The organism is Arthrobacter sp. JUb119, from assembly GCF_024807995.1.
Lineage (GTDB): Bacteria > Actinomycetota > Actinomycetes > Actinomycetales > Micrococcaceae > Glutamicibacter.
In genome coordinates this window covers 21,443-46,427 of record NZ_JANUFE010000004.1, presented here as the reverse complement: position 1 = coordinate 46,427, position 24,985 = coordinate 21,443, and the positions used below count along the sequence as shown (strand labels likewise).

27 protein-coding genes are annotated in these 24,985 nt (G+C 61.9%); 11 read left to right on the top strand and 16 right to left on the bottom strand.

What is annotated here, in order from left to right:
* Nucleotides 1-6 precede the first annotated feature (6 nt).
* On the bottom strand, nt 7-246 hold the full coding sequence (locus tag M2368_RS11695; protein WP_133834956.1) for a hypothetical protein: 240 nt from the start codon (nt 244-246) through the stop codon (nt 7-9).
* A 185-nt stretch (nt 247-431) separates the two neighbouring features.
* Complete coding sequence (locus M2368_RS11690; protein WP_128470770.1) at nt 432-839, bottom strand: winged helix-turn-helix transcriptional regulator; 408 nt, start codon at nt 837-839, stop codon at nt 432-434.
* 87 nt (nt 840-926) lie between these two features.
* On the opposite strand from M2368_RS11690, the gene M2368_RS11685 reads away from it, so the two are divergent.
* The gene (locus M2368_RS11685; protein WP_133834957.1) at nt 927-1,331 is read left to right on the top strand and encodes a RidA family protein; all 405 of its coding nucleotides are present in this window, start codon (nt 927-929) and stop codon (nt 1,329-1,331) included.
* Nucleotides 1,332-1,452: 121 nt separating this feature from the next.
* Here the strand turns inward: M2368_RS11685 and M2368_RS11680 are convergent, their stop codons facing one another.
* The 3 genes from M2368_RS11680 to kynU form a co-directional block, all read right to left on the bottom strand.
* On the bottom strand, nt 1,453-2,076 hold the full coding sequence (locus tag M2368_RS11680) for a thymidine kinase (protein WP_133834958.1): 624 nt from the start codon (nt 2,074-2,076) through the stop codon (nt 1,453-1,455).
* A gap of 106 nt (nt 2,077-2,182) precedes the next feature.
* Nucleotides 2,183-3,565, bottom strand: a complete 1,383-nt coding sequence (locus tag M2368_RS11675) for an amino acid permease (RefSeq protein WP_402697466.1) — start codon at nt 3,563-3,565, stop codon at nt 2,183-2,185.
* Between the two features lie 123 nt (nt 3,566-3,688).
* Nucleotides 3,689-4,969, bottom strand: a complete 1,281-nt coding sequence (gene kynU / locus M2368_RS11670) for a kynureninase (RefSeq protein ID WP_332731524.1) — start codon at nt 4,967-4,969, stop codon at nt 3,689-3,691.
* 163 nt (nt 4,970-5,132) lie between these two features.
* Here kynU and M2368_RS11665 point away from each other — a divergent pair, with 163 nt between their 5' ends.
* The 4 genes from M2368_RS11665 (at nt 5,133) to M2368_RS11650 (ending at nt 8,198) form a co-directional block, all read left to right on the top strand.
* A complete protein-coding gene (locus tag M2368_RS11665; RefSeq protein WP_133834961.1) occupies nt 5,133-5,582 on the top strand; it encodes an Lrp/AsnC family transcriptional regulator in 450 nt (149 codons plus the stop codon).
* Nucleotides 5,583-5,654: 72 nt separating this feature from the next.
* The gene (locus M2368_RS11660; protein WP_133834962.1) at nt 5,655-6,092 is read left to right on the top strand and encodes a hypothetical protein; all 438 of its coding nucleotides are present in this window, start codon (nt 5,655-5,657) and stop codon (nt 6,090-6,092) included.
* Nucleotides 6,082-7,533 (top strand): sensor histidine kinase, encoded by a 1,452-nt coding sequence (locus tag M2368_RS11655; RefSeq protein ID WP_286172332.1) that lies wholly within the window; start codon nt 6,082-6,084, stop codon nt 7,531-7,533. The genes M2368_RS11660 and M2368_RS11655 overlap by 11 nt, the downstream gene beginning before the upstream one ends.
* Nucleotides 7,530-8,198: a response regulator transcription factor gene (locus M2368_RS11650; protein ID WP_133834963.1), complete on the top strand. Its 669-nt coding sequence runs from the start codon at nt 7,530-7,532 to the stop codon at nt 8,196-8,198. The genes M2368_RS11655 and M2368_RS11650 overlap by 4 nt, the downstream gene beginning before the upstream one ends.
* Nucleotides 8,199-8,216: 18 nt before the next feature.
* On the opposite strand, the gene M2368_RS11645 is transcribed toward M2368_RS11650, so the two are convergent.
* The 6 genes from M2368_RS11645 to M2368_RS11620 form a co-directional block, all read right to left on the bottom strand.
* A complete protein-coding gene (locus tag M2368_RS11645; protein WP_402697462.1) occupies nt 8,217-9,035 on the bottom strand; it encodes a polyphosphate polymerase domain-containing protein in 819 nt (272 codons plus the stop codon).
* Complete coding sequence (locus tag M2368_RS11640; RefSeq protein ID WP_133834965.1) at nt 9,035-9,703, bottom strand: DUF4956 domain-containing protein; 669 nt, start codon at nt 9,701-9,703, stop codon at nt 9,035-9,037. Before M2368_RS11640 ends, M2368_RS11645 begins: the two co-directional genes overlap by 1 nt.
* 286 nt (nt 9,704-9,989) lie before the next feature.
* Nucleotides 9,990-10,406 carry a DUF3151 domain-containing protein gene (locus M2368_RS11635; RefSeq protein ID WP_133834966.1) on the bottom strand — a complete coding sequence of 139 codons (417 nt, stop codon included), beginning with the start codon at nt 10,404-10,406 and terminating at the stop codon, nt 9,990-9,992.
* Nucleotides 10,407-10,408: 2 nt separating this feature from the next.
* Nucleotides 10,409-11,431, bottom strand: coding sequence for a class II fructose-bisphosphate aldolase (gene fbaA, locus M2368_RS11630; RefSeq protein WP_133834967.1), 1,023 nt, complete (start codon nt 11,429-11,431; stop codon nt 10,409-10,411).
* A 196-nt stretch (nt 11,432-11,627) separates the two neighbouring features.
* Nucleotides 11,628-12,896 carry a M23 family metallopeptidase gene (locus M2368_RS11625; protein ID WP_133834968.1) on the bottom strand — a complete coding sequence of 423 codons (1,269 nt, stop codon included), beginning with the start codon at nt 12,894-12,896 and terminating at the stop codon, nt 11,628-11,630.
* Between the two features lie 222 nt (nt 12,897-13,118).
* The gene (locus M2368_RS11620; RefSeq protein ID WP_105657903.1) at nt 13,119-13,775 is read right to left on the bottom strand and encodes a TrmH family RNA methyltransferase; all 657 of its coding nucleotides are present in this window, start codon (nt 13,773-13,775) and stop codon (nt 13,119-13,121) included.
* 139 nt (nt 13,776-13,914) lie between these two features.
* On the opposite strand from M2368_RS11620, the gene M2368_RS11615 reads away from it, so the two are divergent.
* From M2368_RS11615 to M2368_RS11600, 4 genes are all read left to right on the top strand, one after another.
* Nucleotides 13,915-14,757, top strand: coding sequence for an HAD-IIA family hydrolase (locus M2368_RS11615; RefSeq protein WP_105657902.1), 843 nt, complete (start codon nt 13,915-13,917; stop codon nt 14,755-14,757).
* 79 nt (nt 14,758-14,836) lie between these two features.
* Entirely contained in the window at nt 14,837-15,475 is a 639-nt protein-coding gene (locus M2368_RS11610; protein WP_166650870.1) for a TetR/AcrR family transcriptional regulator, read from the top strand.
* Nucleotides 15,476-15,510: 35 nt separating this feature from the next.
* A complete protein-coding gene (locus M2368_RS11605) occupies nt 15,511-16,236 on the top strand; it encodes an ABC transporter ATP-binding protein (protein WP_133834970.1) in 726 nt (241 codons plus the stop codon).
* Nucleotides 16,233-16,958: an ABC transporter permease gene (locus M2368_RS11600; protein WP_133834971.1), complete on the top strand. Its 726-nt coding sequence runs from the start codon at nt 16,233-16,235 to the stop codon at nt 16,956-16,958. The genes M2368_RS11605 and M2368_RS11600 overlap by 4 nt, the downstream gene beginning before the upstream one ends.
* Before the next feature lie 3 nt (nt 16,959-16,961).
* Here the strand turns inward: M2368_RS11600 and M2368_RS11595 are convergent, their stop codons facing one another.
* From M2368_RS11595 to M2368_RS11580, 4 genes are read right to left on the bottom strand one after another with little or no spacing between them, the layout of a single operon-like run.
* Entirely contained in the window at nt 16,962-19,292 is a 2,331-nt protein-coding gene (locus tag M2368_RS11595; protein WP_133834972.1) for a glycoside hydrolase family 3 N-terminal domain-containing protein, read from the bottom strand.
* A 45-nt stretch (nt 19,293-19,337) separates the two neighbouring features.
* Complete coding sequence (locus M2368_RS11590) at nt 19,338-20,225, bottom strand: carbohydrate ABC transporter permease (RefSeq protein WP_105657897.1); 888 nt, start codon at nt 20,223-20,225, stop codon at nt 19,338-19,340.
* On the bottom strand, nt 20,222-21,259 hold the full coding sequence (locus tag M2368_RS11585) for a carbohydrate ABC transporter permease (protein WP_402697458.1): 1,038 nt from the start codon (nt 21,257-21,259) through the stop codon (nt 20,222-20,224). Before M2368_RS11585 ends, M2368_RS11590 begins: the two co-directional genes overlap by 4 nt.
* A gap of 8 nt (nt 21,260-21,267) precedes the next feature.
* The gene (locus M2368_RS11580) at nt 21,268-22,566 is read right to left on the bottom strand and encodes an ABC transporter substrate-binding protein (protein ID WP_105657896.1); all 1,299 of its coding nucleotides are present in this window, start codon (nt 22,564-22,566) and stop codon (nt 21,268-21,270) included.
* A 216-nt stretch (nt 22,567-22,782) separates the two neighbouring features.
* On the opposite strand from M2368_RS11580, the gene M2368_RS11575 reads away from it, so the two are divergent.
* Nucleotides 22,783-23,853 carry a LacI family DNA-binding transcriptional regulator gene (locus M2368_RS11575; protein WP_105657895.1) on the top strand — a complete coding sequence of 357 codons (1,071 nt, stop codon included), beginning with the start codon at nt 22,783-22,785 and terminating at the stop codon, nt 23,851-23,853.
* A gap of 81 nt (nt 23,854-23,934) precedes the next feature.
* Here M2368_RS11575 and pyrE read toward each other — a convergent pair whose 3' ends face one another.
* Nucleotides 23,935-24,492: an orotate phosphoribosyltransferase gene (gene pyrE, locus M2368_RS11570; RefSeq protein ID WP_181148872.1), complete on the bottom strand. Its 558-nt coding sequence runs from the start codon at nt 24,490-24,492 to the stop codon at nt 23,935-23,937.
* Between the two features lie 39 nt (nt 24,493-24,531).
* Here pyrE and M2368_RS11565 point away from each other — a divergent pair, with 39 nt between their 5' ends.
* The gene (locus M2368_RS11565; protein ID WP_105657893.1) at nt 24,532-24,969 is read left to right on the top strand and encodes a MarR family winged helix-turn-helix transcriptional regulator; all 438 of its coding nucleotides are present in this window, start codon (nt 24,532-24,534) and stop codon (nt 24,967-24,969) included.
* The last annotated feature ends 16 nt before the right edge of the window (nt 24,970-24,985 follow it).

The window sequence follows — 24,985 nt, the reverse complement described above, 5'->3', positions numbered from 1 at the left end:
CCTCAATCAAACTTGCCAGGTAGTTCTTCGCTTCCCGCACCGAGTCGACAAGCAGCTGGGCTTGTCGAGCACCCGAGCGGCAGCGATCCATTCCTGCGCGAAGTCCCAGTACGGTTGGGCGTCCTGCGTGATCCGGTGGTGGTCGAGCTCTTCGACCAGCATGCCAGGGTCGTGGAGCACTGCCATGGCAACAGCCTCGGCAGTACGCCCTTGCTCGATCGCATCATGCATCAATTCCTTGTTCACGACTCCCTCCAGGAATCCCTGGTATTTGCCTGCGGCCGCAAGCGGGCGGTTGCTTCCGCAATGGGTTTGGGCCCTCTAGCTGTCCGGCATGAATCGGTGCCGATGAATATTCGATTCCGTGGCCTTCGGTACCGCACCTTCGAGAGATCCCGATGCGCCGGAAGCAGGGCCAGCGGGATGAACCTTCATTCTGGAGGTTCTTCCTGGAATGAGCCATCGCCGTTCTGTTCTTCGAGCTGGTCGTATCGTTCCCGCGCTTGTTCGATATCGGGCATATGGCTCACTGTCCAGTCGAGGAGCGCATCGATCGGTGCGCGCATGGTCTTGCCTATCGGCGCAACACGGTACTCGACTGCTACCGGACGGGAGCGCAATACCCTGCGGTCGATGACGCCATTTCGCTCCAGCCGGCGCAGCGTATTGGTCAAGGACTTCTGGCTCACTCCCGGAACGGCTCGCCGCAGCTCGTTGAATCGCTTGGGTGATTCGCAAAGCTGGCTCAAGACATGCAAAGACCACTTGTCCAAGACCTGGTCGAGCAGTTCGCGGTGGGAAGCCGATATGCCCAGCGGCGATTCGGAGGTTTCTTCCATTGCACCTAGTTTCGTTGCAGTTGCTTTTGTAGACCAAGTATAAGTTTTATACCTGCATCCAGCAGCGAACTACTGAAGGAGAATTCCATGCCAGTGAATTATTCAAGCCCCGCCGGGATGCTCCCCGGAACTCCCTACCACCACGTAGCGGTGGGATCCGGCACGCGGCATATCCACATCGCCGGACAGGTAGCCCACATGCCCGACGGCTCCAGGATCCCCGACGATTTGGCTGGCCAGGTGGCGCAGGCGCTACGCAACGTTTCCGCAGGCTTGAACTCGGCAGGGGCGGGGTTCCAAGACGTCGTCAGGCTGACCGTATACGTAACCGACTGGGAAACCAGCAAAATATCGGAGTTCATGCAAGGAGTCGAATCCGTCGCGGAGGAAATCGGGTTGCAGCTTCCAATGCCGCCTGCATCGCTGATCGCCGTGGCCCAACTGTACGAGCCAGCAGTTCTCGTGGAGATCGAAGCTACAGCGATACTCTGACCCGCAACGAAAACGCCGAATGGGCCGCGGCCAGCGCCTTACCCGGCTGGCCGCCACTGGGTGGACCGGCCGCCGGCGGCTATCGGCCGGCGCGAGGCTTCCGGTCCGAAAGGCTACCGAGCTAGCCCAGCTTGCCGCCGGAGGCTTCCAGATAGCAGGCAGCGCACAGCGACTCGTACCAGACCTCTTCACCGTCGATAGCGACCTGGTCTCCATCAAAAACAATGTGGTCACCCGATCGGCGGGTATTGAACATGGCCTTGCGCCCGCAGCGGCAGATGGTCTTCAGCTCTTCAAGCGAGTGCGCCAGTTCCATCAAGCGTGCCGAGCCCGGGAAGGCACGGGTGCGGAAGTCGGTACGGATACCGTAGGCAAGCACTGGGACATCATCGAGCACGGCAATGCGCAGAAGATCATCGACCTGGGTGCGGGAGAGGAATTGAACTTCGTCGACCAGCAGGCAGGCTACCGGCGGCGCATCCACATGCGGCAGCAAGGCATCAGGGTCATCGCCGAGGCAATGGGCCGCGAACTTCTCGCGGAGGTTCTCTTCCGGCCCCACGCTGAAGTCGACTTCGCGTTCGATTCCCAGGCGGGAAACGATTGATTTCTCGCCCTTGGTGTCAACCCCCGGCTTGGCCAGCAGGATACGCTGGCCGCGTTCTTCGTAGTTGAAGGCAGCCTGCAGCAAGCTCGTGGATTTGCCCGAGTTCATCGCTCCGTAGCGGAAATACAGCTTGGCCACCATTGCTCCTCGAAAGTTGCGGCGCCTGCCAACCGGCAGGCCCCTTAAGATCTTAGTGCCCGCTCCGCAGATCTCAAGCGAACCAGCACCGCGGACGACTGCCCTGCTACTTCGCCGCAGGCTGTTTCTTGCCGGCGAAAACCAGCCTGTAGAGCACCGACATTACGATGACGAAGGGAACACCGAAGATCAGGGTGTACTTGAATTCCGGCACGAAGAACGAGGTCACCAGCAGGCCGCCGAGCAGTACCGAGCCGAGAATCGACGCGGCCGGGTAGCCTGGCAGCTTGTACTCCAGGACGGCCCGGTCCAGGCGCACCTGGCGGCGGAAGGACACGTGGGTCACCAGGATCATGAACCACGTCGCCAGGGCACCGAAGGTAGCCAGCGACATCATGATGCCGAAGCCTCCCTCCGGAACCAGCGCGTAGACCAGTGCTGCCACGGCGATGCCTCCGGCAGACATCCACACCGCGTGGATAGGAGCGCCCGCGCTGTTGGTCCGGTGTGCCAGGCGCGGCGCGTGCCCGGAATCAGCCAGCGAATGCAGCATGCGGGTTGCCGCATAGAGCTGGGCATTCATGGCCGAGAGCGCGGCAATGATGAGCACGAAGTTCAGTACCGAATCGGCGAACGGGATACCCATCTGGGACATCACAGTGACAAATGGCGATCCGCCGGCCAGCAGTTCGCTGGTGGGCGCCACCGCGAGGATCAGGGCCATGGTGAACACGTAGAAGAGCAGCAAGCGCAGGAAGGAGACCTTGAAGGCCTTGCGTACGGCAATCTTGGGGTTCTTTGCTTCTGCGGCGGCAATGGAGATCGCCTCGATGCCCATGTAGGAGAAGATCGCCACGATGACAGCGGTCCACATGCCGAACAGGCCATTGGAGAAGAAGCCGCCTTCGGCCGAGTAGTTATGGAACCCGTATTGGTCGCTGGGGTCGTGGAACACCAGCCAGAGGGCAATGATGATGAACGCGACCACCGCGAAGACCTTGATCGCGGAGAACCAGTATTCGGTGGTTCCGAAGATCTTCACGCTGGAGAAGTTCACGCCCAAAAGCGCGGCCGAGAAGACAAGGACCCAAACCAGCCCTGGAATCTCGGGGAACCAGTACTGCATGTACTCGCCTACCGCGCTGACTTCGGTGCCCACGGCGAAGATCAGCGCCGACCAGTACAGGTACTTGGTCAGGTACCCGGCGAAACGTCCAAGATAGCGTTCGGCGTAGACCCCGAAGGAACCGGCTACCGGCTGCTTGACGGTCATTTCCGCCAATGCGCCCATGACCAGCAAGGCGACGACCCCGCCAATGAGGTAGCTGATGATCACCGAGGGACCGGCCATGGCGATGGCGAGCTTGCTGCCCGCGAAAAGACCGGTGCCGATGGCACTGCCCAGCGCGATCATGGACATCTGCCCAGGAGTCAGCGACTTCTTCAAACCCGAACCGACTTCAATGGCGCGTACCGGCTGCTTGCCCAACGATGCTCCCTTTAGACCTATGCGAACAGCACGGCATCGAAAATGCCGTGCTGCTGTTAAGGCTACTCTCGCGCAGATTCGCCGGCTTCGGCGCACCAAGACCCGAAAGCGGCGGAATTTGCGTTATGTCACGGCATTACGCACGGCGTACTCTTCGCGCTGCCAGGCATTGGTGTGCAGAATTTCACGCAGTTTCTCCACGGCATCCCAGATATCGGTACGCGTCAGGTACAGCGGGGTGATGCCAAAGCGCAGGACTTCCGGTTCGCGGTAGTCCCCGATGACGCCCTGGTCAATGAGCGCAGCGATGATTTCGTACCCATGCTCATGGCGGAAGCTGACGTGGCTGCCGCGAGCAGCATGTTCGCGTGGAGTCACCAGTTCCAGGCCGTAGCCGGCGCAGCGGGTTTCAACCAGCTCGATGAACAGGTCCACTAGCTCCAGCGAGTTGGCGCGCACCTTGTCCATGTCCGCTTCCAGCGCGATATCCAGGCCGACCTCGATCATGGCCAGTGAAGTAACCGGCTGGGTACCGCACATGAAGCGGCGAATGTCATTTGCTGGCGTGTAGCTGTCAGCCATCTCGAAGGGCGACTTGTGCGACCACCAGCCGGACAGCGGCTGCCAGAAACGTTCATGGTGGCGGGCATTGACCCAGATGAAAGCCGGAGAGCCCGGGCCGCCGTTGAGGTACTTGTAGGTGCAGCCCACAGCGTAGTCGGCATCTGCGGCATTCAGGTCAATCGGTACTGCACCTGCGGCATGGGCCAGATCCCAGACCACCAGGGCTCCGGAGCCGTGGATGGCTGCAGTGGTCTCGCCCATGTCCCACATGGAACCGGTGCGGTAGTTCACATGCGACAGAGCCACCACGGCGACAGTTTCGTCCAGTCCAGCGCGCAGCGAGGACTCTCCATCGATGAGCTTCACCTCATAGGCCACACCGGTTTCCTGCGAGAGCGAGTTGACCAGGTCGGCCAACCCCTCGGCGATATAGATGTCCGTGGGGAAATTGTCTCGTTCGGTGAGAATCACCCGGCGCTGCGGGGCATCGGCCTTCTGCGTGCGCAGTGCCGAGGCCAAGGCCTTGAACAGATTCAGCGTGGTGGTATCGGTGATCGCAGTCTCGCTGGGGTTCGCGCCCAGCAACCGCCCCAGCTTGTCGCCGAGCTTCAGCGGCATCTCGAACCAGCCGGCGGTGTTCCAGGAACGGATCAGGCCCTGGCCCCATTCTTCGGTCACCACCTGGGCGGCGCGTTCGGCTGCACCCTTCGGCAACGCGCCCAATGAGTTGCCATCGAGGTAGATGACGCCTTCCGGGAGGTTGAAGCGGTTGCCAAAGGCCACCAGCGGGTCTGCCGCGTCCAATTGGGCAAGGGACTCTCGGGTCAGTTCCGTGGTCATTGGATCTCCTGTTCGGCCAAGATCAAAGCGGGAGGACTTCCGTTCTCCCTGGTGCATCCATCGTAGAATCTAGTTCGATATAGTGCGACCAGATCCAAACTTTTCCAAAGAATTGAGTTGATTAGCCGTGGCAGGTTCATTATGGACGGTTCAAGGCGATGCCATGCCGAATCCTGTTCGCGTCGACGAAACGGATCTGTCCATTCTCACCGAGCTGAGCAAGGATGCTCGAATTGCCAACAACGTCTTGGCTGCCACAGTCGGCTTGGCGCCATCGACCTGCTTGGGCCGGGTGAAAGCACTCTCCAAGGCGGGGGTGATCACCGGTTACCATGCCGCGATCAATGAGCGTCTTCTTGGTGTTGCCGTCAACGCCATGATCTCTATTGTGGTCTCGTCCACAGCCCGAGACCGCTTGCTCTCCTCGGCGCATCAGCTCAAAGAGCTTGCCGAGGTCAGGGAAGTCTTCGTTCTTGGCGGCTCGCCGGATTTGCTGGTTCGGGTGGCTACCCAAAGCATCGAAGACCTACGGGCATTCGTGGCCGCGCACTTGGGCTCCAACCGCGCGTTCTCATCCACCCAGACGGTAATTATCTTCGAGCACCTGGCTTAGCCGAGACAGGCTTTTTGTCATCTAACGGCGTCTCTCATCTATATCTCATTTATTTCAGCCACAATGAAAAACATGGGAAAGGAAGCTTTGCGCCGCGTCTTTGCGACGATCGCTGTCATCGCAGTCGTTTTTCTTGGCGCGTTCGGAATCAGCCAAGCCTTGGAAGGCCCGGCGGACCGGGACCTCGGTGAAGGGTTCATCTTCGAAGAAGTGACTCCTTCCCCGACAATCGGCACACCTGGCACTCCTTCCTCTTCACCTTCTTCCTCGGCGGCTGAATCCCAAAAGCCGTCCTCCAGCCCGAGCACCTCTGCCAAGCCGACAACCTCGGAAAAGCCCAAGCCCAGCGCTACCCCGACACCGAAGCCCAAGCCGAAACCTCCAGCACCAGCACCGCCAAAGAAGACCGTTGTCCCGCTGCCTCCTTCGGGCACCCAGTATGACGACGATGACGACGATGACGATGACGACTACGAAGACTATGACGACGACGATGACGATGACGACTAGAGCGCCGGAACGCCGGTGGTCCATCCGGGCCCGAGTTCTGACCGGGATGATGCTCCTGGTTGGCTTGGCCTTGCTGGCAGCGGGTACGGCAAGCTTCGGCGTACAACGCCACGAACTCAATGAGCGCTTGGATGAGTCATTGACTCGCACCGTCAAGGAATTCGAAGTCCTCACCGAAACCGGTGTTGATCCGCGCACCATGGAACGCTTCAAGCACGCCGAAGACCTGCTGTACATTGCAATGCAACGCACCCTGCCTTCTCCGAAGCAGGGCATGCTCTCCCTGGTAAGTGACGAGGTGCGTTGGACCGCACCGGATATCGTCAACACCCGCCTGGAAGATGATCCGGAATTCCTGGAATGGGCCAGAAGCGTCCAGGACGCCAACCATATCCGCTTGGGAACTGTCGATACGGAAATCACGACCTACCGCGCCGTTGTTGTTCCGGTCAGCCTTCCTGCAGACCACGAGCACGGCGCCTTCGTGCTGGCCTATGACTACTCGGCAGAGGCCATCGCTAATGACCGCAATTTCATGATCTTCGGCGCCGTCGGCGCCTCGGTCATGCTCGTCGCCGCACTGGCCGCCTGGCTTGTGGTAGGACGGATGCTCGACCCGATCCGCCGCCTGCAAACTACCGCGCAACAGATTTCCGAGACCGATGTATCCCAGCGCATTGAAGTTTCGGGAAATGACGAGTTCGCCGAACTGACGGTCACGGTCAACGAAATGCTGGATCGCCTCGAAGGAGCACTCGGTTCCCAACGCCAGCTGCTCGATGATGTCGGGCACGAATTGCGCACTCCGGTGACTATCATCAACGGGCATCTGGAACTGATGGATCCCAACGATCCCGATGATGTTATCCAGAGCCGGGATATCGCGATGGATGAGCTCGGGCGCATGTCCTTGCTGATCAATGACCTGGTCACCCTGGCAAAGTCCAACCGCACCGATTTCCTCCAGGTGGAGCCTGCAGAAGTCGGCAAGCTGCTTGACGACATCCTCGACAAGGCCCGCGGTCTGGGGCCGCGTCAGTGGCGCGTTGACTACCGCACCGAGGCCACCGTGACTCTCGACCCGATCCGGACTACCCAAGCCATGCTGCAGCTCTGCGCCAACGCGGTGAAGTTCTCTGCTGAGGATACCCGCATCGGCTTGGGCAACGAGATCGTCCGCGATGGCCAAGGCAACACCACCTTGCGCTGGTGGGTATCCGATGCCGGCGTGGGCATACAGGCTGAAGATCTTGAACGTATATTCGAGCGCTTCGGACGTGGCCAGAACTCGGTTCGTTCTTCGGGGTCCGGTCTGGGGCTGAACATCGTGCAGGCCATAGCGGAGACCCACGGCGGACGCGTGTGGGTGAATTCGGAACATGGCAAGGGTTCCACGTTCTACATTGATATGCCGTTGACGACTGGAAGCAAGGAAGCATGAGCCAGATACTGATCATTGAAGATGAACCGCGAATCAGTTCGTTCGTAGCCAAGGGGCTGCGTGCTGCGGGACTGACCTCATCCATCGCAGAAACCGGGCATGATGGCTTCACCCAGGCCATCGAGGGTGATCATGAGCTGATCATCCTCGACCTCGGCCTGCCGGATGAAGACGGCTTCTCGGTATTGCGGCGTCTGCGCGCCGCGCAGATCGATACTCCGGTGATCATCCTGACCGCACGCGGCAGCGTGGAAGACACGGTAGCCGGCCTGCAGAACGGCGCCGATGACTACATGGCCAAGCCATTCCACTTCGATGAGTTGCTGGCACGGGTGCGCTTGCGCCTGCGCGCCGAGGACAATGCACCTGAAGTTTCCTCGCTGACCCACGAAGACCTGAACATGGACCTGCTGCGCCGCCGGGTGACGGTCAATGAGCGCGAAGTCGATCTTTCCGCGCGTGAATTCGCGCTGGCCGAAGCCTTCTTGCGCAACCCCGGCCAAGTGCTGAGCCGCGAGCAATTGCTTTCCAGGGTCTGGGGTTATGATTTCGACCCCGGATCCAACGTGGTGGATGTGTATGTCCGCTACCTGCGCAACAAGCTCGGCTCGGAACGCTTTGAGACGGTACGCGGATTCGGCTACCGACTCGCCTCGGAGCGGTAGCCGAATCCTGCACGGGGTCTAGCGCAACGTCGGATCCGGAACGAAGCTCTGCTGGAGCAAACGGCTCCAGCGATTGGCTGGCAGCTGCGGATTCAGCAGTGCAATGCCGATGCAATACTTGGACATCGATACCTCTCGGATGCCCAGCTCGGCCAAGGCCTGGTCCGAAGCGCCCCGGCCATCAGCGGACTTGGTCTCCACGACAATCAAGTCTGGTCCGTCAACCCTCGATTCGCCGTTGGCGTATTCCAGTTCGACGTCACAGGTCAGCCGTTCGCCGTCGATGGGATTCACGAAAGTCGCACGCCGGTAGGCGCTGTCCAGCACTGGCTGCAGCTGGGGGACGTCCTGCCCGTACTCGCGGCGCAGAACCGATTCCAGGAACCCCAGGTTCTCTTCGGTCAGCTCGCCCGCGCTGTCCAGATCCTGCTCTACGCGGTGCTTCACCGTCGACCCTCGAAGCCCCTTGGTCTTGATCTCGAACATCGACAGCCCTGTGTCCGCATAAGTGCGCGAACGCACCTTGTATCTCCGGCGCCGTCCCTGGCGGTGGGCGCGGTACTGGTCGTAGTCCTCGGTATCGAAATACACCGATTCGTAGCGGAAGGTGCGCAAGCCGTCGATCTGCATGATCTTGAATTTATCGCCCAAGCGCTCGGATAATTCCGTGAATTCCTCTGGGGTCAGCAAGAACTTCTTGTCGACGCGGGTCTGCAGCGCGGCTTCGGAGATGACCTCTTCGAGACTGATCGGTTCCCGGCCGATGACGGCTTCTTCCAAAGCCGCTCGCGCCTGGGAGGCAGCGAGGTCCGCGCGCTTGGTAGCAAGCGCCGTCATCAGGACCACGTCTCCTGCTTGGCTCCGTTCTGCGCTGCCGGTGCGGACTGGCTGTTCGCCAATTCATAAGTGCCGGAGAAGCTCTCGGATGCGCTGGACTTGGCATTGGACTTGCTGCCGGCAGCGTTGGTACGGAAGCGGACATCAACGATGGTCAGGTCGCGAACCATGTCCAGCTCGACAACTACGGTTCGCAGTACCTTGGCATCCAGCAGTTCTTCCAATGCAGCCTGCAGGTCCGCCTTCTTCGGGTAGGCACGTTCCAGGGTCACGGTCTGGCGATCGGTGCGTGGGGCGAAGCTCGGGTGGTCGGCCAAGAACATCACCAGGACCAATGCCGCGGTGGCTGCTGGAGCCAACCATGCCGGATCCGGGTGCAAGCCATTGACCAATCCGATGGCCAGTGAAATGAAGTAGTAGGCCACTTCTTCCTGGGTCAGGGTGTCCGAACGAAGGCGAATAATCGAGAGAATACCGAATAGGCCGAGGCCAAGCCCCATGCCCGCGCCGCTACCCGAGAGCAATAAGGTGACAGCGAAGATGCCCATGCTCAAAGCAATATAGGCCAATACGAGGTCGCGGCGGAAGTGGCGGCGGAAGTATACGAAGTACACGAGAACCGTAATACCGATGACGTTGGACGCTAGTCCCATCCAGAATGACAACATTGCTCTACCTTTCAAAGGTGTGAAGTGATGATCCCTTCTAAATGAACTTTAGGTGAACTAAATGAGTCCAAAAGTAGAACAACATGAGAACGCCCTCATATTACTGAATGAGTCATGACCTGCATGTTTACCTTCTCATGACGGAGAGGTCGCCGTCTGGCAGGTTTTTCTCAGCTTCTGCGCACCCGATTTTTCCTAGTTCATGAGCGCATCCTCGATGCGTTAAACAGCTATCGGCGGCTCCTCTCTTTGCGAGAGGAGCCGCCGATAGCTGTTTAAGAATTGCTTACTTGCCAGCTTCGATTTCAGCCTTGGCCGTAGCATCCGAGTCGTTCAGGAACTTGCCAATGCGGTCGACTTCTTCAGTCTCGCCGATGGCAGCAGCTGCACGGCCCAGCGCGTAAAGCGAACGCAGGAAACCGCGGTTCGGTTCGTGGCGCCAAGGCACTGGACCCTGTCCGCGCCAGCCGGCTTTGCGCAGCGAGTCCAAGCCGCGGTGGTAGCCAACGCGTGCGAACGCGTAGGACTCCACGATGCGGCCCTCACTGTGCGCTTCGTTGGCAAGCAGCGCCCAAACCAGTGACGAGGCAGGGAATCTTGCCGCCAAGTCCGTGGCTTCATCACCGGCTTCATAGCGTGCGAGCACTTCGGTTTCTTCCGGAAGCAGGGTTTCCGGGATGCCCAGCAGGTTTTCTCCGACCATGGTTACTTCAGCGACTTTCCGGCCGAGCCGAGCTGCTGGGCAGCTTCAACGATGCGGGCAGCCATGGACTCTTCGGCCTTGGCGCCCCACACGCGTGGGTCGTAGGTCTTCTTGTTGCCAACTTCGCCGTCAACCTTCAGCACACCGTCATAGTTGGCAAGCATGTGGCCAGCTACCGGGCGGGTGAAGGCGTACTGGGTGTCGGTGTCGATGTTCATCTTGATCACGCCATAGGCAACTGCGTCAGCAATTTCCTGCTCAGAAGAGCCCGATCCGCCGTGGAATACCAGGTCGAATGGGTTCGCCTTGCCAATCTTGGCGCCAACCTGGGCCTGGATATCCTTCAGGATCTCTGGGCGCAGCTTTACGTTGCCTGGCTTGTAAACGCCGTGGACGTTGCCGAAGGTCAGCGCGGTGATGTAGCGGCCCTTTTCGCCAGCGCCCAAAGCCTCGATGGTAGCCAGGGCATCTTCGACGGTGCTGTACAGCTTGTCGTTGATTGCGTTTTCCACGCCGTCTTCCTCGCCGCCAACGGCACCGATTTCAACTTCGAGGATCTGCTTGGCGGCTGCGGTGCGCGGCAGCAATTCTGCGGCGATACGCAGGTTCTCTTCAAGGGTTTCAGCAGAACCATCCCACATGTGGGAGTTGAAGAATGGATCGCGGCCTGCAGCGACTTCAGCTTCCGAAGCGGCAAGCAGTGGCAACACGAAACCGTCCAGCTTGTCCGCTGGGCAGTGGTCGGTGTGCAAGGCGATGTTCACGCCGTAGTTCTTGGCAACCTGGCGGGCGAAGGCCGCGAAGCCCAGCGAGCCGGTAACCATATCCTTGATGGATGCACCAGACCAGTATGCGGCGCCGCCGGTGGAGACCTGGATGATGCCGTCGGATTCAGCCTCTGCGAAGCCGCGAATTGCGGCGTTCAGAGTCTGCGAGCTGGTCACGTTCACTGCTGGGAAGGCGTAGCCGCCTGCCTTGGCAGCATCGATCATTGCATTGTACTTATCGGGGGTTGCGATAGGCATGCTTCACTCCTGGTGATTAGCGAGGTTACGCGTCTCCATTGACGGCGGTTCGCCATCCATCCTATCGGCTATGTCACTAACTAAGCCCTAAATCTCGTATCGTGACACGGGGAATTCCGCGGTTGACCGCAAAGCAAACGGCCAACCCAGATGAGAGCTCGTCTCATTACGGTTGGCCGCTGGCTTTTTACCTTCTCTATTTGGTTGTTGCGCTTACAGAGGTGCTTCCCGACGGAGCTAGCTGTGTCTTGGTCGTGGTGCTGGGCACTGATGCAGAGCTCGTGGAAGCCTTCGGAGTTTCAGTTCCGGTCGAGGTCGACTTCGACGAATCCGTCTTTGGCGCAGAAGCTGAGCCGGTTGGAGGATCCGGAACGACTTCTTTTTCAGGCTCCGTTGGCGTTTCCGGAACTGAAGGTACCTCCTCCTCAGGTTCTTCCGTGGGTTCAGGTGCCGTGGATTCGCTCTCGCCTGGACTCTTCGAATCGTCTGGGCTCTTCGAACTATCCGGGCTCTTCGAGCTATCAGGGCTCTTCGAACCGTCCGGGCTCTGTGAACCATCCGGAGAATGCGAACCGCTTGGAGTCTCACTCTCGCTCGGCGACGGGCGCTGCGACTCCGATGGCGTCGGCTTCGGCCGTGGAATGATTGGAGTGTCATCCTCAGGGACAATGACGTCTGGATCCGGACCGCTTGGAGCCCGATCAGGAACCCGCGAGCCGTTGCCCTTCGGAGCACTGCCCGCATTGACCGTCAGCCGCTGCGAATTAATCATTGCCTGGCGCTGCCCCGGAATGGTTGGCAGGTAGTTACGCGGATCGTGCCAACGTCCGTCGATGATGACCTCGAAGTGCACATGGCAACCGGTCGAGTTGCCGGTAGTGCCAGCCAAGGCGATCAGCTCACCCTGCTCAACGCGTTGCCCCACTTTGGCAATCAACTTCGAATTGTGGCTGTAGCCAGTCTGGACATTGCTGCCGTGATCAATAGTCACGCGCATGCCGGAGTGCCCGGCCCATGCCGATACGGTCACCGTTCCAGCTTCAGAAGCGTAGACCGGCGAGCCGCAGGAAATAGGGTAGTCCTGGCCAATGTGGATCTGGTTGCCAGGACCGGTAGGGTTGGCACGCCAGCCGTAAGGGCTGGAAATACTGCGGGTCTTGACCGGGTGCATCAGTTGCAGGTCGCCAGGCAATTTACCGAGCTCGCCGACCATGCCCGCGAGCAGAGCTGAGGATTCGTTGTCATTGCCGGACGCTTCTGAGCCGGCGTCAGCGCCATCAAGCATTCCAACGGGACGGCCGTCAATAGCCAGCTCCTTGCCGGAACCGCCAAATGAGTTCAGTGGCGCATCTGCACTGACATAGACCGGTCCGTTGAACATTGATGGATCTGCCACAGCATCGATACCTACAGGGATATCGCCCTGCCTGGAGTCACCGGCCTGCGCCATGATCGGGATCGCCAAGGCTCCCGTCAGTCCTAGCGCGGCGACGATAGAAGTCGACCATATAACCAATGGCCTTCTGCGCCGAGGCAGCCCGGGCAACAGCAAGTCACGGTTCACTTGATGACGTCGTTTCACGACCGCCCTCTCCCAGATCACGTTTTCATAACTAAAACCCAGAGTAGGCGGAAAATGATAACTAATCCAGATGCTCGACTAAACTCGTCAGTATTAAATTTCTTGTTAACCTACTTTTTGCCCAAACACGTGCCTGCGTACCCACGCATGCATGGCAATCCCGGCTGCGGATGCCGCGTTGATTGAACGAGTCGAGCCGAACTGCTCGATGGACAAGGTGTCCTTGGCCGCAGCGTGGACTTCCGGGCTGAGTCCCGGACCTTCCTGCCCGAAGACCAGCACGCAGTCCTTCGGCAGGTCGTAGGTTTCCAGTGGAACGGAGTCCGGGAAGATATCGATTCCCAGAATCGTCAACCCCTCGCCTTCAGCCCAGGCAACGAACTCCTCCACTGTTGCATGGTGGCGTACGTGCTGGTAACGATCAGTAACCATGGCGCCTCGTCGATTCCAGCGGCGACGGCCGATGATATGGACTTCTTTGGCCAGGAAGGCGTTTGCGCTGCGTACCACGGTGCCGATGTTCATATCGTGCTGCCAGTTTTCAATGGCGATATGGAAATCGTGGCGGCGTTCGTCAAGATCAGCAATGATGGCGTCCATCGTCCAGTAGCGGTACTTGTCCGCGACGTTGCGCCGGTCGCCCTCGGCAAGCAGCTGGGGATCGTACTTTCCGTCGGTTGGCAGTTCCCCCTCCCAGGGGCCTACTCCGATCACATGCTGCGCGCTCGGGTCATTAACTGGTTCATGCGTTTCTTCGTTCACAGTATTAAGCCTAGTTCGTTATGTTCGTGCCCTTGTTCACGGTGCATTTGCGTGCGCCTGTGTAATCTCTTAATAGAACGGGATACTTTCAGTGCCGATAGCTCCCACCACATATTTCCCTAGGGAGGATCCACGCCTCGTGACAACTTCAATCCGCGGTACGCGAACTGTCCACGACATCAAATGCTGGCTCACGGACATGGACGGCGTATTGGTTCACGAGAACCAGGCCATCAAGGGCGCCGCCGAGATGCTGAGCTACTGGCGCGACAACAACCTGCGCTTCCTGGTCCTGACCAATAACTCCATCTACACCCCGCGCGATCTGCGTGCTCGCCTATTGGCCTCGGGCCTGGACGTCCCGGAGGAAAACATCTGGACCTCCGCGATGGCCACTGCAGAGTTCCTGGCTCGCCAGCGCCCCGGCGGCCGCACCTTCGTCATTGGCGAAGCCGGTTTGACCACTGCCCTGCATGATGCGGGGTTCATCATGACCGACCAGAACCCTGACTACGTCGTGCTGGGCGAAACCCGCACCTACTCTTTCGAAGCCATCACCAAGGCCATCCGCCTGATCGAAGGCGGGGCGAAGTTCATCGCCACCAACCCGGACGCTACCGGACCGTCCACCGAAGGCATTATGCCAGCCACCGGTGCGATCGCGGCCTTGATCTCGCGTGCAACCAACCGCGAGCCATACGTGGTGGGCAAGCCGAACCCAATGATGTTCCGTTCTGCCCTGAACCGAATCGATGCGCACTCGGAAACCACCGCAATGATCGGCGACCGCATGGACACCGATATCGTTGCGGGCATGGAAGCCGGACTGCTGACCGCATTGGTCTACACCGGCATCACCGCCCGCGAAGACATGGACACCTTCCCGTTCCGCCCGGACCTGCAGTTCCCATCCGTGGCGAATCTGCACGCGGAACTCGCCAAGGGTGCCGCTGCAGCGGAAGCGCCTGCAGCCAAGAAGTAGCAGCTAGCGGATTCAGCAAGGCCGGGCTTTTGCCCGGCCTTGCTGCGTTGACGCAAGATTCCGGAAGTATGCTGAAACCGTGACCGAGCAAGTACCGAACGAGGTCCCGAGCGCGCGGAAGCGTGGACGGCCCAAAGGCAGCACCACGGGGACAACTAGAGCGGCGATCCTCAAAGCCGCGTCCAAGGAGTTCTCCCGTGCCGGATACGAGGCAGCCAGCCTCCGGTCGGTAGCGCGCCGAGCCGGGGTGGATCCAGCACTGGTTCACCACTATTTCAAGGACAAGAGCGACTTGTTTGTCCAGACCATGCGCATCCCCGTCAACCCAGGGGAAATCATCGCCGAGGCGGCAACAGCGCCGTTGGAGGAGATGGGCGAGGCGCTGACTCGCGCATTGCTCGCTACCTGGCGCAAGCCGGCTTTCTGCACGGCAGCAACGGCAATGATCCGGGGCTTGGTCTCCAGCAGCAGCGCGGCGAAAGTCCTCCGTCCATTCCTGCAAGAGCAGATCTTCTCGCGCTTGGGTGCGCGTTTGCCGGAAGAAAGCGCCGAGCCGAGGGTAGCCCTGGTGGCCAGCCAGGTTGTCGGCCTGATTGTCGCGCGCTACATCATTGGCTTGGAGCCTTTGGCCTCCATGGATGATGAGCAGGTTATCGAGCTGGTGGCCCCCACCATCCAGCGCTACCTCACCGGCCAATTGCCTGCGTTGAACCATTGACATGCCGCTGGCAGAGGTCCCTAATTCATTATGTGATGAATAAAACGGCTTGTGTCGATGTGCAGCGGCTCGACGTCAGACGCGGAAGGGCATTGGTCCTGGACCACGTGGAATTCCAGCTCGCGCCGGGACGGATCATCGGCTTGCTCGGCCCCAGCGGCAGCGGCAAGAGCACCTTGCTGCGAAGCATCGTGGGCAACCAGGTCATCAGCAGCGGAACAGTCTCCGTTCTCGGAAAGCCCGCCGGGCACAAGTCCCTGCGCAACCGGGTCGGCTACATGACCCAGGCAGCCAGCGTCTATGACGATTTGAGCGTCCGGCAGAACATCGCCTACTTCGCCAAGATCCTCGGCCAGCCCCCAGCAGAAGTGGATCGAGTCCTCGAAGCCACGGACCTGGCGGACCAGGCTGGCCGGCTGGCCATGGGCCTGTCCGGCGGACAGCGCAATCGGGTGTCCTTGGCCATCGCGCTGCTCGGCTCGCCAGAAATCGTCATCCTGGATGAACCCACGGTGGGTTTGGACCCGGTGCTGCGTGCGGATCTGTGGGCGATGTTCTCGCAGTTGGCGGCCACCGGCCTGTGCCTTGTCGTCTCCAGCCATGTCATGGACGAAGCCATGCGTTGCGATGAAATCCTGCTGCTGCGCGAGGGGAAGCTGCTCGGCCAGATGAGCCCGGCTGCATTGATGGAGTCAACCGGTGCAGACAATCCCGAAAATGCCTTCGTTGCCCTGATCGCGGCAAAAGGGAACCAGCCATGAAACGGACGCTCGCCACCACCGGTCGGGTCCTGGCCCAGGTGCGCCATGACCCGCGGACCATTGCCTTGATGCTCATCGTGCCCAGCCTGCTGATCGGCCTGATCGCATGGATCTTCACCGACACCCCGGCCTTCAGCCGCATTGGCCCGGCAATGATCGCCTTGTTCCCATTCGTGGTCATGTTCCTGGTCACCAGCATCGCAACACTGCGCGAGCGGCGCAGCGGAACCCTTGAGCGCCTGCTGAGCATGCCGCTGGCCAAGGGCGAATTCATCTTCGGCTACGCGCTGGCGTTCACCCTGGTTGCGATCCTCCAGACCATGATCGCGGTCAGTTTCGCCATCTGGGTTTGCGGCTTGGAGATCGAAGGCAGTTTCTGGCTGCTGTTTGCGGTGGCCGCCCTCGACGCGCTGCTGGGCATCAGCCTCGGCCTGATGGCCAGCGCCTTCGCACGCACCGAATTCCAGGTGGTTCAGTTCATGCCGGCGCTGGTCATCCCGCAGTTCCTGCTGTCCGGAATCATCCTGCCCCGCGAGCAGCTGCCCGGCGCGCTGGAGGCCATCGGCGCCTGGCTTCCGCTGTCCCACGCCATCGACGCCCTCTCGGATGCCGCGGCGGGAACAGTGGATTCGGCGACGGCAAGAAGCATGCTGGTCATCGCCGCCTGGATCGCCGCCGCGCTGATCGTCGGTTCCCTGACCCTGCGGCGGCGCACCGCCTAGCGGCTACGCGATGTCCACCGGGGTGTCCAGCACGCGGCCCTCGGCCACTTCGCGCACCTTCCCGGTGATCCGGAACTCGGCCTGCAGTGGCAGGTCCTCGCTGCTGGTTCCCACCAGCGCGGTGAACTTGCCCGGTTCCACAATGCGCTTCCCGGACAGCCCGGTGAACGAGGTTCGGTCAGCATGCACGGTGAAAGCCACGCGCTTCGACTCCCCTGCCTCAAGCTGCACCTTGGCGAAGCCGGCCAGCCAGCGGCGCGGGCGCACCACCTGCGACACCGCGTCAGCCAGGTACAGCTGCACCACTTCGGCACCGGAGCGCGCTCCGGTATTGGCCACGGTGGCACTGACCCGAATGGTGCCGTCGGCAGCGATTTCAGTTTCCGGCAGTTCCAGCCCGGAGATCTCGAAGCTGGTGTAGGAGCTGCCGTAGCCGAAGGGGTAGAGCGGACGCGGATCGAGGTTGGTTACGCCTTCTGAATGCCACGCCAGCTTGGAAGCCAGGTAGGTGCCCGGCTGCCCGCCGATATGGTCGGGGATCTGCACCGGCAGCTTGCCCGAGGGGTTGACCTCGCCGGTCAGCACGCCAGCCAGTGCCGGCCCGCCTTCCACCCCGGGCATGAAGCACTGGATGATGGCCGCGGTGCGATCAGCGAATTGCCCCAGCGAATACGGGCGCCCAGTGACCAGCACCAGCACCGTCGGGGTCCCCGTGGCCAGCACGGCTTCCACCAGATCCCCCTGCCGCCCGGGCAGGCGCAGGTCGACGACGTCGCAGCCCTCCCCCGAGGTGCCACGGCCGAAGAGCCCGGCGAGGTCGCCAACGGCAACCACCGCGACTTCGGCGTTGCGGGCGGCCTGGACCGCCTGGGCGATGCCCGAATCATCCAGATCGGTGAAGTCCACGCCACGGGCATACTCGATCTGCGATCCGGCGAGCGCGGGAGCCAGCTGCAAGGCTTCGAGGATCGAGGCCATCGGCACGCCGTAGTCCTGCTGCTCGGCGAAGCGCGAGTAGACATGGTTGGTGAAGGAGTAGCAGCCCAGGTGGGTGCGAGGCTGGGAGGCGCTGGGCCCGATGACCGCCAAGCGTGCCGGGCTGGCCAAGGGCAGGATCTGCTCGTTGCGCAGCAGGATGATCGATTCCTCGGCCATTTTCCGGGCATGGGCACGGTTATCGGCCGAATCCAGTTCCACGTCATCGCCCAGCCAGGCCTGGCGCGGGTTCCAGCCCGGATCCAGCAGGCCCATCTGCAGTTTCTGGGCCAGCACGCGGCGCACCGCGGTGTCCAGGACTTCCTGCTCCAGCGCTCCGGCGCGGACCGCCTGGGCCAGGTTGGCGAAGGCGGTGGTCTCCGGGAGCTCAACGTCCATGCCGGCTTCCAGGGACAGCCGGCCCGCGGCGTCCTCGTCTTCTGCGACTTCGTGCATGCTGTGCAGGAAGCTGACGGACCAGTAGTCCGCCACGACGGTTCCCGCGAAGCCCCAGCGGCCCCGCAGCACTTCGGTGAGCAGCCGGTGGCTGCCAGCGGGCGCTTCGCCATCCACGTCCGCATAGGAGTTCATCACGGACTTCACTCCACCCTCGCGAACCGCGCGTTCGAACGGCGGGAACACCGTGTCTTCCAGCGCCCGGGGGCCCATGGAGACCGGCGCGTGGTTGCGCCCGGCTTGCGAGGCCGCGTAGCCGGCGAAGTGCTTCAAGGTGGCGTGCACCCCCGAGTCCTGCAGGCCGCGCACGTAGGCTACGCCCAGCTCCCCAACCAGGTGGGGGTCTTCGCCCATGGTCTCTTCCACCCGGCCCCAGCGGTAGTCGCGGGTGACGTCCAAGACCGGGGACAGGCCCTGGTGCACTCCCATCTTCAGCATGTCGGCGCCGATGCGCCGGGCCATGCCGCCAATGAGTTCCGGGTTGAAGGTGGCGCCCCAGGCAATGGACGCCGGGTAGCAGGTCGCGCCAAGGGTGGTGAAGCCAGTCAGGCATTCCTCGTGGGCGATGGCCGGGATGCCCAAGCGGTTCGCGGCAATGACCTGTTCTTGCAGCTCGACCAGGCGTTCGCGGCCTTCGGCGGGGGCCAGCGGGATGGTGCCGAAGGCGCGGGTGATATGCCCCAAGCCGTCCTTGATGGCGGTTTCGAAGCTGGGGCCTGCGGTGAAGGTATCGGCCATCGGCGCGACGTTGCCTTCCCCGTCCTGGTTTTCTTCCTCCGGGCGGATCCAGAACGAGCCCAGCTGCCCGGCTTTCTCTTCCAGGGTCATTTCATCCATGAGCGCGGCGACGCGCTGTTCGGCAGGAAGTGAGATGTCGTGCCAGGTTTGCTCGACGGTTTTCATGGCAGTTCCTTGTCTTCAAAGATTTCGATTGCTTGCGGGGGCGGATCAGCCCTTGACTGCGCCCTGCAGTCCATTGACGATGCGCTTCTGCATGGCCAGGAAGAAGATCAGTGCCGGGATCATCGCCAGCGCGGTGAACGCGAAGACGCCGGCGGTGTCGGCCGAGTGCTCGCTGGAGTAGTCGGCGACGCCCAGCGGCAAGGTGCGCATATCCCCTTGCAGCAGCAGCAACGGCAGCAGGTAGGCGTTCCACGAGCCGACGAAGGCCAGTACGCCGACGGTGACCATGCCCGGCCCGGACAATGGCAGCAGGATCCTCCAGAAGAAGCCGATGCGGCTGGCGCCATCGAGCTGGGCGGCTTCTTCCAGCTCCTGGGGCAGCGCCATCAGGAAGGGGCGCAGGATGACCACGGTCATGGGCAGCGCGAAGGCCGCCTGCGGCAGGGCGACGCCCCACCAGGTGTTGCCCATGTCCAGGTCCCGGGTAATCAGGATGAACAGCGGAACAATCGCCACGGTGGCCGGGAACAGCAAGCCAAGCACGAAGACCATGAAGATCGGCTCGCGCAGGCGGAACGTGTAGCGGGCCAGCGGGTAGGCAGCCATGATGCCGAAGACCACCACGACGATGGTGGTGATCACCGCGATCATCGTGGAGTTCAGCGCGTACTGCCAAAAATCCGGGTTCTTCAGCACGCCGGCGTAGTTCTCCAGCACCCACGGCTCGGGAAGGCCTGCCGGGTTCTCGGCCAGCTGCGCGTTGGTGCGGAACCCGCCGAGCACCCCGTAGAGGACCGGGCCCAGGGTGATCGCGACAACCGCCAAGGCGATGGCGTAGACCAGGACGTTTCCGCCTTGCCGGCCGTTGCGCTTCTTGGCGCGTTTTGCCTGGGCGGGGGTGTGCTGGGGCCTGGTAGCCAGGGTGGCGCTCATGCTTTGGCCTTCTTCCGCTTCGTGCGCTCATCATCGGGCTGCGAATCCCGCTTGAGGATGAACTGCTGGTAGGAGATGGCCAGAACCAGGGCGACGATGAACAAGATGACCGAGGCGGCCGCGGCGATCCCGAAGTTCTGGCGCTTGGTTCCTTCCGAAACCAGGAAGCTGGCCATCGTGGTGGTGGCGTTGGCCGGTCCGCCGCCGGTGAGGATCCAGACCATGTCGAAGAGCTGCAGCGAGCCGATCATGGACAAGAAGCCCCAGGTGCGCAGGGTGGGGCCCAGCAGCGGGATGGTGATCTTGCGCTGGATCTGCCACCAGGAGGCGCCGTCGATTTCCGCCGCTTCGTAGAGCTCGGACGGCACCCCCTGCAGCCCGGCAAGGAACAGGATCACCGCCAGGCCAAGGTACTTCCAGGTCAGCACTGCCAGCACGGTCCACAAAGCGAGTTCCGGCGTGCCCAGCCAGCCCTGGGCCGGCCCCTGGATTCCCAGCTTGGACAAGATGGTGTCGAACACCCCGTACTGCGGCTGCAGCAGCTGGAACCAGACCACCCCGGCGATGACTTCGGACAGCACGTAGGGCACGAAGATGATGGTGCGCAGCAGGGACTGGATCTTCATCTTCCGGTTCAGCAGCAGGGCGATGCCCAGGCCGATCGGCAGCTGCAGGGCGATGGAGCCGCCGATGATGACCAGGTTATGGACCAGGGCATCGGTGAACACCTCGTTGCCCAGCACCCGGACGTAATTCTTGAAGCCCACGAAGTCCACCAGCGGGCCGAAGCCCTTCCAGTTGTACATCGAGAAGCGCACGGCCTGGATGATGGGGACCAGCATGAAGACCGCGATCAGCAGCAATGCCGGGCTGACGAAGAACAGGATCTCCAGGTTCTTGCGCCGCTGCGCGGGCTTGCGCGTGCGCTTGGCACCGGCAGGCGGCAGTCCGCTTGGCGCAGAACGCCGCCTTTCGGAAAGCCCTGGGCCACCGCTGGCTGGCGGACTGGCTGCGTAGGTTACTTCTGGGGCCACGGCGTGGATCACTTCTCCAGGTCAGCGGCATCTTGGCTGGCGTCGACGATCTTCTGCGCGTCGGATTTGCCGGCGAAGAGCAGGGCGATCTCGTCGTTCATGGCCCCGCCAATGGAGGCGCCGAACGAGGTGTCGAAGTACAGCTGGAAATATGGCGCCTTGTCGCGCACGTCCATCAGCGAAGCCAATGCCGGATCCGAGATCGCGTCCTTGGCCGCCGGGTTGGTCGGCAGGCCCATGTCCAGCTCGGCGAAACCGCGCTGGACCTCGTCGGAGAGCATGTGCTTCACGAAGTCCACCGCCGCGTCGGGGGCGCCTTCGGAAACTGCCCAGGCGTCGCCTCCGCCAAGCTGCGCGGCCGGGTCGCCCTGGCCGCCCTCAATGGCAGGGAAGGGGAACCATCCGGTGTCTTCCCCCATGCCAGTGCCGTCTTCGGTCAGGCCCTGCATGACCCCTGGCTCCCAGTGGCCAGCCAATTCCATGGCTACCTTTCCGGTGGCCAGCAGGCCCGAAGCGGAGGTGGGGCCGGACTGCGCCGGGGTAGAGAGGAAGCCCGGGTTGAATGGCTCGGACTTGATCAGCTGGTCCACGTCTTCCCCGGCCTTGGTGAAGCACTGGTCGCTGAAATCGAGATTGGCGACCGAATCGGCCAGGGTCTGCTGGGAGCATTCGCGCACTGCCGCGTAGTACCAGTAGTGGGCTGCCGGCCATTTGTCGCCGGCGCCGATGGAAATCGGGTCGATGCCTGCCTGCTTCAGCTTCCCGGTGGCCGCAATCAGTTCATCGAAGGTCTGCGGGGCCGAGTCGATGCCCGCTTCCTTGAACAGCGCCTTGTTGTACCAGAACCCCGCGCCGCCCAGCGAGAACGGCAAGGCGTAGGTCTTGCCATCGAGCTGCCAGCCGCCGGCGTTCTCGCCGAGGAAGGCGATTTCCTCGGAGGCCGCCTCGGTCAGGTCCTTGGTCAGCCCGGCGGCCACGTGGGCTGCAAGCTCCCCGCCACCACGTTCCATGTAGACATCCGGGGCGTCGCCGCTCTGGAAGGCCGCATCGAGCTTGGTGAGCATGTCCTCGTGCTGCATTGCGCTGACTTCGACCTCCACCCCTTCATGGGCGGCTTCGAAGTCGGCTGCAACCTGTTCGTAGTAGGCCTTGCCGTCGCCGTTATTGGAGTTGTGCCACCAGGTGATGGTGGTGGTTCCGTCTGCCGACGTCCCTTCCTGGCCTGCATCGGCGGCGCAGCCGGTGGCCAGCAGGGCAGTCGTGGCGGCCAACGCCAGAATCTGCGCACCTCGGATCTTGGATAACATGCTCGTGCTCCTCAGCTGTGATGAAGACCTGCCGGCATCGGACGGCAGGCGATTGGCTCCACCAAGAATTGCACCGTGACGCAGGTCATGTCAATCGTTTTCGATAACGTTTTCGAAATCCATTGCGAAAACGTTGTCGAAAGATCCGCAATCGGTCGTCATGCCCCCGTGAAGTCACGGAATTCCGGAGTATTTTGCGCTACTGTTAGTGACGTGATGACCCCTCAGACCGGAATCCCCGGGATCGCCAATGCCCAGCAGCCGCAGATCCCCGGCGAGCCTTCCAGCGCACGCGTGACCATCAACGACGTCGCGCGCGCCGCGCAGGTCTCCGTCTCCACCGTCTCGAAGGTCGTCAACGGCCGCTACGGGGTCGCCCCGGCCACCATCGCCAAGGTCCACCAGGTCATCAGCGAACTGGGCTACGAGACCTCGCTGGTCGCCTCCTCGCTGCGCAGCACCCGCACCAACATCATCGGCATCCTGGTGGCGGAGTTCGAGCCCTTCTCGCTGGGCCTGCTCAACGGCATCTCCGCGACCCTGCGCGGAACCCAATACGATTTGATGGCCTACGCGGGCAACCTTTCCCCCGAAGGGCATGCCGGCTGGGAACGCCGCTCCCTGTCCCGCTTGGGCGGAACGCTGATCGACGGCGCCATCATCGTCACCCCCACCGTGGAAGTCCCGCACAGCTCGGTGCCGGTCGTCGCCATTGACCCGCATGCCGGTCCGGAAATGCCGATCGCCATCGACGTGGACAACCGTTCCGGGGCCTATACGGCCACCCGGCACCTGCTGGATCTGGGCCATCGCCGCATCGGGCACATCCGAGGGCGCGGGGACCTGGCTTCCGCGCACCTGCGCGAGCAGGGCTACCGCCAAGCGCTGGAAGAGGCCGGCGTGGAATTCGATGGGCAGCTGTCGCACGATGGCGATTACCAGCATGATGCCGCGGTGCAGGCCGCCCATGACCTGCTGGACCTGCCCCAGCCGCCCACGGCGATCTTCGCGGCCAATGACCTCTCGGCCCTGGCCGCCTTGCAGGTGGCCGGCGAGCGCGGGCTGCAGGTTCCCGGCGATCTTTCGATCATCGGCTTCGATGACATCCCGGCCGCGGCACAGTCCTCTCCCCCGCTGAGCACCGTGCGCCAGCCGCTGCATGAGATGGGCGCCCAGGCGGTGAGCATGCTGCTGGGCCTGCTTGCGGGCGAGGACGTCCGCTCCCCCGGCCACCTGCCTGCCGTGCTCGTCCCGCGCGAGACCACGGGCCCCGCGCGCAGCAGCTAGCCGGGAAAAGCAGAGCACCCCGCCGCGCACCGGGAATTCTCCGGTGGGCAACGAGGTGCTGTGCAGGGAATCGCTTGCCGGCTACAGGCCCAGCTCGTTCTTGCCGTAGGCGAACAGGTACGGAACGCCGGCTTCTTCTTCGATGCGTTCCTTGGCTCCGGTGTCGCGGTCAACGATCACGGCCACGGCAATCACGTTGCCGCCGGCCTTGCGCACGCCCTCGACAGCGGTCAGCGCCGAACCGCCGGTGGTGGAAGTATCCTCGAGCACGATGACATCGCGGCCTTCGACGCTCGGGCCCTCGACCTGGCGGCCCATGCCGTAGGACTTCTGCGCCTTGCGGACCACGAAAGCGTCGATGGCGCGGTCCTTGGCCCGGGCGGTGTGCATGATGGCGGTGCCTACCGGGTCAGCGCCCATGGTCAAGCCGCCCACATTGCTGAATTCCAGCTTGGCCTCGTCCAGCAAGCCAAGCATGACTTCGCCAACCAAGCCCGATGCTTCCTGGTGCAGGGTTACACGGCGCAGATCGATGTAGTAATCAGCTTCCTTGCCCGAGGACAAGGTGACCTTGCCGCGCACAATGGCTAGTTCTTGGATCAGTTCTTTTAGTCGCTCACGGGCGCTGGTTTCGCTCATACCCTCGATTCTAGTCGGCATCATGGCTAGGCTGATTCCATGAACGCAAAACGCCCCTTGGGTTACTGGCTGAAATTGGTGGATTCGCTGATTGACGAGCAGTTTGCAGCGACTTTGGAAGAGCACGGTGTGACACGCAGGCAATGGCAGGTGCTCAACCTGCTGGAGCAGCAACCTGCCACCGAGGCGCAACTGGACGCCGGGCTTTCCCCGTTCTTCGCCTCGCCGGATGAACCGCAATCATTGAGAGAGCACCTTGCCGAGTTGATCGAATCCGGCTGGGTTACGGCAATCAACGGCGAGTATTCCATCACCGATCGGGGCCACACCTCGTTGCTCAAGCTCAGTGAGCTCGTGGAAAAGATCCGCACCCAGTTCGGCCAGGATCTGGACGGTTCCGAATATGACGCGGTGGTCGAAGCCTTGGAAAAGATTGCGCGCAATCTCGGCTGGAACCCGGACCAGGATTCCGAATAGCCCCTCCGGGATTTGT